Below are 6,682 nucleotides of genomic sequence, written 5' to 3'. Positions count from 1 at the left end.
GATCTGCGCAGCCCGCTGTGGCGGCGGCGGGGCCGCGCCCTGTGCCTCCGCCAGGGGAGCCACGGCGCGGTGGACCGCTTCCGCGGCCTCGGGGTCGTCGAACAGCGCGGCCGTGACGGCGAGCGGCACGATCCACCCGTCCTCGCCCGGCTGCGCGTCGATCATGCGCAGTTCCAGGTGCCCGCGCGGCCGCACCGGCGGGAAGAGCGTGGTCAGGTGGTACTCCAGGTCCTCCTTCGTCGGCGGCCGGGGCGCGCGGTGGTGGATCCACCGGCGGAACGTCAGGCCCTCGGGCGCGTCCCAGGGCCCGTCGTCCGACCGGACGCACATCACGGGCGCGTCCAGCGCGTAGCGGGCCCAGTGCGCGCGCGGGTCGCCGTCGCGGGGCGGCGCGCAGGTACGGGCCGGGTCGAGCCGGGACCAGACGGCCTGACGGGTGGTGCGGTAGCCGGTCGGGCCGTCGGCGCCGGACGGCGAGTGGGCGAACGCGGCCATCAGCACCGGGCCCAGGAGATGCGCCGTGCGCCAGCGCCGCGCGAACCCGAGCGGCCCCGGCTCCTCGTAGCCGGCGTCCAGGCACACCTGGACGGACGCCGTGGCGCACATCATGGACCGCCCGGCCGGTCCCCGGCGGTCGAAGTAGCGCTCCATGGCGCGGTAGCGGGGTTCGGTCAGTACCCGGCGCGGCGGGTGCCAGGGGTTGTGGCCGTGTCCGGCCAGGCCCAGGCCCCGTTCCCGCAGGACAGGTCTGATCCGTGCGAGGTCCGCCGAGACGGCGGCGACGCAGGAGGCGAGGGAGTCGGCGGGCAGCGAGCTGAGCTCCAGCTGGCCGCCGGGTTCGAAGGTGAGGAGCGAGGTGAGCGGCAGGGCGCGTACGGCGCCGGCCGCGGCGCGGAGCCGGGGCGGTGCGACCGGACATCGGGGGCGGTCGAGATCGTGCACCAGCCATTCGGTCTCGACGCCTATGCGCCGGGGCGGGCCGGTCTTGAAGCAGATCCCGTGCAGATGGGCCTCCAGGTCTGCTTCCGTGAGCGCGGGGCTTTCGGGCATGACGTCCCTCTCCCCTCCGGGGTGGCGGCAGGAGTGCCGCCCTCCACCTAAGCGCCTGCGGGCGGTGCGCTCAAGGGCGTCCGTGCGCCGTGTGGGGCGCGGGGGACGGCGGGTGGCCGGTCAGCGGCGGGGAGAGGGCCGGTGGGACGGCTGCGGCTGTTCGGGTGGGCCGGGCCGGGCGGGGGCCCGGCCCTTGCCTCACTGCCGGTAGCCCGCCAGGAAGCGCCCGATCCGGCTGATCGCGGCGTCGAGGTCGTCGGCGTGCGGCAGGGTGAGGACGCGGAAGTGGTCCGGGCGCGGCCAGTTGAAGCCGGTGCCCTGGACGACCTGGATCTTCTCCCGCAGCAGCAGGTCCAGGACGAACCTCTCGTCGTCGTGGATCGGGTGCACGGCCGGGTCGATCCGGGGGAAGGCGTAGAGGGCGCCCTTGGGCTTGACGCAGGAGACCCCCGGGATCTCGTTGAGCCGCTCCCAGGCGCGGTCGCGCTGCTCGCACAGCCGCCCGCCGGGCAGGACCAGGTCCTCGATGCTCTGCCGTCCGCCGAGCGCGGCCTGGACGGCGTACTGCGCGGGGGCGTTCGGGCACAGCCGCATGGACGCGAGGGTGCCCAGGCCCTCCAGATAGTCGCGGGCGTGCTCCCGGGGGCCGGAGACCACCAGCCAGCCGGAGCGGAAACCGGCCACGCGGTACGCCTTGGAGAGGCCGCTGAACGTCAGGCACACCAGGTCGGGGGCGAGGACCGCGGCGTGGTGGTGGATCGCACCGTCGTAGAGGATGCGGTCGTAGATCTCGTCGGCGAACACCATCAGCTGGTGACGGCGGGCCAGGTCGAGCATGCCCTCCAGCAGTTCGCGGGGGTAGACGGCGCCGGTGGGGTTGTTGGGGTTGATGATGACCATCGCCCGGGTCCGGTCGGTGATCTTCGAGGCGAGATCGTCGAGGTCGGGCAGCCAGTCGGCCGACTCGTCGCACAGATAGTGCACGGCCTTGCCGCCGGCGAGGGTGGTCACCGCCGTCCACAGCGGGAAGTCCGGCGCCGGGATCAGTACCTCGTCCCCGTCGTCGAGCAGCGCCTGCACCGCCATCGACACCAGCTCGGAGACGCCGTTGCCGAGGAAGACGTCGTCGACGCCGACATCGGTGAGGCCCTTGCCCTGGTAGTGCTGGACCACCGCGCGGCGGGCGGAGAGGATGCCCCGGGACTCCGTGTAGCCGTGCGCGCGGGAGAGGTTGCGGATGACGTCCTGGAGGATCTCCTCGGGCGCCTCGAAGCCGAACAGGGCCGGATTGCCCGTGTTGAGCCGCAGCACGCTGTGGCCCGCCTCCTCCAGCGCGTCGGCGTGCTCGATCACCGGGCCCCGGATCTCGTAGCAGACATCGGCCAACTTGCTGGACTGCTTGAACTGCATGCGGCGGCCTCCCGGTCCCTCGCTCACCGCACGGCGCGGCGGCTTCCGTGTTCGCTCACGTTACTTGGTTTTACCAAGCGCGCACTTGGAAAGTCCAACTCCTTGTCTATGCTGGTGCCATGCCGCGCCGAAGTTATGACCAGTACTGCGCCGTCGCCCGCGCCCTGGACGCCGTGGGCGACCGCTGGACGCTCCTGATCGTCCGGGAACTGCTGGGCGGGCCCCGGCGTTACACCGACCTCCACGCCGACCTGCCCGGCGTCAGCACCGACATGCTCGCCTCCCGCCTCAAGGGCATGGAGCGCGAGGGCCTGGCCACCCGCCGCAGAACGCCCCCGCCGGCCGCCGTGTTCGTCTACGAACTCACCGCACGCGGCCGCGCGTTGCTCCCCGTCCTGACCGCACTCGCCGACTGGGGTGCCCCCGCGCTGGAGGAACGGCGGCCGACCGACGCCGTCCGCGCCCACTGGTTCGCCGTACCGCTCCTCACCCGCCTCGCCGGCCACTTCCCCGACGGCACGGACGTGATCGACGTCGTCCTCGACGAGGGCACCTTCCATGTCACCCTCGGCGGCGACACCCCCGGCTACGCCGAAGGCCCTTCCAGTCACCCCGATGTCCGCCTCCGCACCGACGCCGCGACCTGCGCCGACATCGCCCACGACCGGCTCCCGCTCGACCGCGCCCTCGCCGCGGGCCGTGTCGAGGTCATCGCCGCGGGGCGGGAGGTGGTGGTCGCGCCGTAGGGGCGCCGCGTCGGACTGCCCGTCATCACGGCTTGGTGGGTGGGTACTTCGGCGACCGGGGGCGGTTTGACCGAAAAGCTTCGCCGGAATCGGCCAAGGGGTGCTTCATGAACGAGATCGATTGAATATCGATCGAAAGCGATCGACAATCGATCCATGAATCGTCTCTTCATCCTCGTGCTCCGGGCCGGCGTCGCCGCGGCGATCGCGGCCGGACTCTTCGGCCAGATCGTGGTCATCCCGGCGACGGCGGCCGGTGAGGTCGACCGCTTCCCCCCGTACGCCCCGTTCGCCGTGCCCTACGCGGTGGTGGCGATCGCCGGCATCGCCTGCGTCCAGGCCGCACTGGTCGCCGTGTGGATGCTGCTCGCCATGGTCCGGCGCGGCGCGATCTTCACGCCCCTGGCCTTCAGGTGGGTCGATGTCATCATCGGCTCCTCGGCCGTCGCGACACTGCTGGCCCTCGGTGTCGCCGGGCATCTGGCCGTCGCCTCCATCCCTTCGCCCGACGACGGCATGGAGGTCATCGGCGCGCTGGGCGCCGCGGTCACGGGTGTCGCGGTGGGGGCGTCGTTCGTCATGCTCGTCGTCGTCATGCGCGGCCTCCTGCGCAGGGCGACGGACCTCCAGACCGAGATCGCCGCGGTCGTCTGATGGCGATCGTCGTCGACCTCGATCTGCTGCTCGCCCGGCGCAAGATGTCGGTCGGTGAGTTCGCCGCCGCCGTCGGCATCACCCCCGCCAATGTCGCCGTCCTGAAGAACGGCCGTGCGAAGGCGGTGCGGTTCACCACGCTCGACGCGATCTGCCGCACCCTCGGCTGCCAGCCCGGCGACGTACTGCGCTGGGTGCCGGACGAGGACGGTGACGGCCGGGAAACGGTTCCCTCGGGCATACCGACCGCTTAGTATGCGCGTGGCGCCGGAGCCGGCGGGCCCCGCGCCGTCCCGCGGACCCGAGCTTGTGGAGGCATCAGGTGAAGGCATGGCGCGTACACGCGAACGGTGAACCGCGTGCGGTGATGCGGCTCGAAGAGGTGCCGGACCCGCGCCCCGGACCGGGCCAGGTCCTGCTGCGGGTACGGGCCGCCAACGTCAACTTCCCCGACGCCCTGCTGTGCCGGGGCCATTACCAGGTCCGCCCGCCCCTGCCGTTCACCCCCGGCGTGGAGATCTGCGGCGAGGTCCTGGCCGCGGGGGAGGGGGCCGAGGAACTGACCGGGCGGCGCGTCCTGGCCCAACCCGCGCTGCCCGGCGGCGGGTTCGCCGAACTCGCGGTGGCCGACGCCGCGGCCGTACGCCCCGCCCCCGACGCCCTGGACGACGCCGAGGCCGCCGCCCTGCACATCGGCTACCAGACCGGCTGGTTCGGACTGCACCGCAGGGCCCGGATCCAGCCGGGGGAGACGCTGCTGGTGCACGCCGCGGCCGGCGGCGTCGGCAGCGCCGCCGTCCAGCTCGGCAGGGCGGCGGGCGCCCGCGTCATCGGCGTGACCGGCGGCCCGGACAAGGCGGAGACCGCCCGCCGCCTCGGCTGCGACCTCGTCCTCGACCGGCACACCGACGACATCGTCGCCGCCGTCAAGGACGCCACCGGGGGCCGCGGCGCCGATGTCGTCTACGACCCGGTCGGCGGCGACGCCTACGCCAAGTCCGCCAAGTGCGTCGCCTTCGAGGGCCGCATCGTCGTCGTCGGCTTCGCCGGAGGCACCGTCCCCGCGCCCGCCCTCAACCACGCCCTCGTCAAGAACTACTCCATCCTCGGCCTGCACTGGGGCCTCTACCAGACCAAGGACCCGGCCGCCGTCGCCGCCTGCCACGACACCCTCACCGCACTCGCCGCCCAAGGCACCGTCAAACCCCTGATCGGCGACCGCATCCCGCTGGCGGACGCCGCCGACGCCGTCCAGCGGGTCGCCGACGGCACCACCACCGGCCGACTCGTCGTCCTCCCCGGCGCCGGGGAGGCACGATGACCGACGCCGAGGACCTGCGCCGCCGCACCGCCGCCCTGCTCGCCGCGCACCCGCCCGCCACCACCGCGCCCCTCGACTTCCTGCGCGCCCGCTTCGACGCCGGACTCGCCTGGGTCCACTTCCCCGAAGGACTCGGCGGACTCGACGCCCCGCGCGCCCTCCAGGCCGTCGTCGACGACGCGCTCACCGCCGCCGGCGCCCCCGGCAACGCCCCCGGCCGCAACGCCATCGGCCTCGGCATGGCCGCCCCCACCCTCCTGCGCTACGGCACCGACGCCCAGCGCCGCCGCTTCCTGCGCCCCCTGTGGACCGGCGAGGAGATCTGGTGCCAGCTGTTCAGCGAACCCGGCGCCGGCTCCGACCTCGCCGCCCTCGCCACCCGGGCGGTGCGCGACGGCGACACCTGGACCGTCGACGGGCAGAAGGTCTGGACGTCGGTCGCCCACCGGGCCCGCTGGGGCATCCTCCTCGCCCGCACCGACCCCGGCCTGCCCAAGCACCAGGGCATCACCTACTTCGTCTGCGACATGACCGACCCCGGGGTCGACGTCCGGCCGCTGCGCCAGATCACCGGCGAGGCCGAGTTCAACGAGGTCTTCCTCACCGGCGTCCGCATCCCCGACAGCCACCGCCTCGGGAACGTCGGCGAGGGATGGGACGTCGCCAGGACGACCCTGATGAACGAGCGGGTCGCCATCGGCGGCGGCCACCTCCCCCGCGAGGGCGGCATGATCGGCGTCGCCGCCGCGGCCTGGCGCGCCCGTCCCGACCTGCGCACCCACGACCTCCACCAGCGCCTGCTCACCCACTGGGTGGACGCCGAGGTCGCCCGCCTCACCGGAGCGCGCCTGCGCCAGCAGCTCGCCAAGGGCCAGCCGGGCCCCGAGGGCAGCGCCATGAAACTCGCCTTCGCCCGCCTCGCCCAGCAGATCAGCGGCTGGGAGGTGGAGTTCCTCGCCGAGGACGGACTGGCCTACGACGACTGGACACTGCGCCGCCCCGAGACCGTCGACTTCACCGGACGCGGCCCCGGCTACCGCTATCTGCGCGCCAAGGGGAACTCCATCGAGGGAGGCACCTCCGAAGTGCTGCTCAACATCGTCGCCGAACGCGTCCTGGGACTTCCGCCCGAGCCCCGCAACGACAAGGACGTCGCCTGGAAGGACCTGCCCCGATGAACGCGACGGCACCGGAGGCCGACCTCCTCTACAGCGGGACCGAGGACGAGCTGCGCGCCGCCGTCCGCGCCCTGCTCACCGACCACTGCGACCCGGCCGCCGTCCTCGCCGCCCTGGAGGACGACCGCCCCCGCGACGACGCGCTGTGGCGCACCCTCGGCCAGGACATCGGCGCCGCGGGACTGCTGGTGCCCGAGGACCGCGGCGGGCAGGGGGCGAGCGCCCGCGAGGCCGCCGTCGTCCTGGAGGAACTGGGCCGCGCCATCGCTCCCGTCCCCTACCTGACCAGCGCCGTCGTCGCGGTGACCGCCCTGCTGGGCTGC

The 6,682-nt window shown here is 73.6% G+C and carries 8 protein-coding genes; 6 read left to right on the top strand and 2 right to left on the bottom strand.

Translation table 11 applies throughout. The features are described 5' to 3' along the window. Together egtA and AC51EU_RS25175 are read right to left on the bottom strand one after the other, a co-directional pair. A partial coding sequence (gene egtA / locus AC51EU_RS25180; protein ID WP_496269360.1) for an ergothioneine biosynthesis glutamate--cysteine ligase EgtA occupies positions 1-1,050 on the bottom strand: 1,050 nt, incomplete at its 3' end. Between the two features lie 198 nt (positions 1,051-1,248). After that, positions 1,249-2,460, bottom strand: a complete 1,212-nt coding sequence (locus AC51EU_RS25175; protein ID WP_496269359.1) for a pyridoxal phosphate-dependent aminotransferase — start codon at positions 2,458-2,460, stop codon at positions 1,249-1,251. 119 nt (positions 2,461-2,579) lie between these two features. Here AC51EU_RS25175 and AC51EU_RS25170 point away from each other — a divergent pair, with 119 nt between their 5' ends. From AC51EU_RS25170 to AC51EU_RS25145, 6 genes are all read left to right on the top strand, one after another. Then, the gene (locus AC51EU_RS25170) at positions 2,580-3,206 is read left to right on the top strand and encodes a winged helix-turn-helix transcriptional regulator (RefSeq protein WP_496269358.1); all 627 of its coding nucleotides are present in this window, start codon (positions 2,580-2,582) and stop codon (positions 3,204-3,206) included. Between the two features lie 156 nt (positions 3,207-3,362). Next, the gene (locus AC51EU_RS25165) at positions 3,363-3,860 is read left to right on the top strand and encodes a DUF2975 domain-containing protein (protein WP_496269357.1); all 498 of its coding nucleotides are present in this window, start codon (positions 3,363-3,365) and stop codon (positions 3,858-3,860) included. Beyond that, positions 3,860-4,114, top strand: a complete 255-nt coding sequence (locus tag AC51EU_RS25160; RefSeq protein ID WP_496269356.1) for a helix-turn-helix domain-containing protein — start codon at positions 3,860-3,862, stop codon at positions 4,112-4,114. The genes AC51EU_RS25165 and AC51EU_RS25160 overlap by 1 nt, the downstream gene beginning before the upstream one ends. 68 nt (positions 4,115-4,182) lie before the next feature. Then, on the top strand, positions 4,183-5,181 hold the full coding sequence (locus tag AC51EU_RS25155) for an NADPH:quinone oxidoreductase family protein (protein ID WP_496269355.1): 999 nt from the start codon (positions 4,183-4,185) through the stop codon (positions 5,179-5,181). Continuing rightward, entirely contained in the window at positions 5,178-6,359 is a 1,182-nt protein-coding gene (locus AC51EU_RS25150) for an acyl-CoA dehydrogenase family protein (protein ID WP_496269354.1), read from the top strand. Before AC51EU_RS25155 ends, AC51EU_RS25150 begins: the two co-directional genes overlap by 4 nt. Next, positions 6,356-6,682: acyl-CoA dehydrogenase family protein (locus AC51EU_RS25145; protein ID WP_496269353.1), on the top strand; the 327-nt coding region annotated here is incomplete at its 3' end. The genes AC51EU_RS25150 and AC51EU_RS25145, both read left to right, overlap by 4 nt.

The organism is Candidatus Streptomyces philanthi, from assembly GCF_059553635.1.
This window is presented reverse-complemented; position numbering and strand designations above follow the sequence as displayed.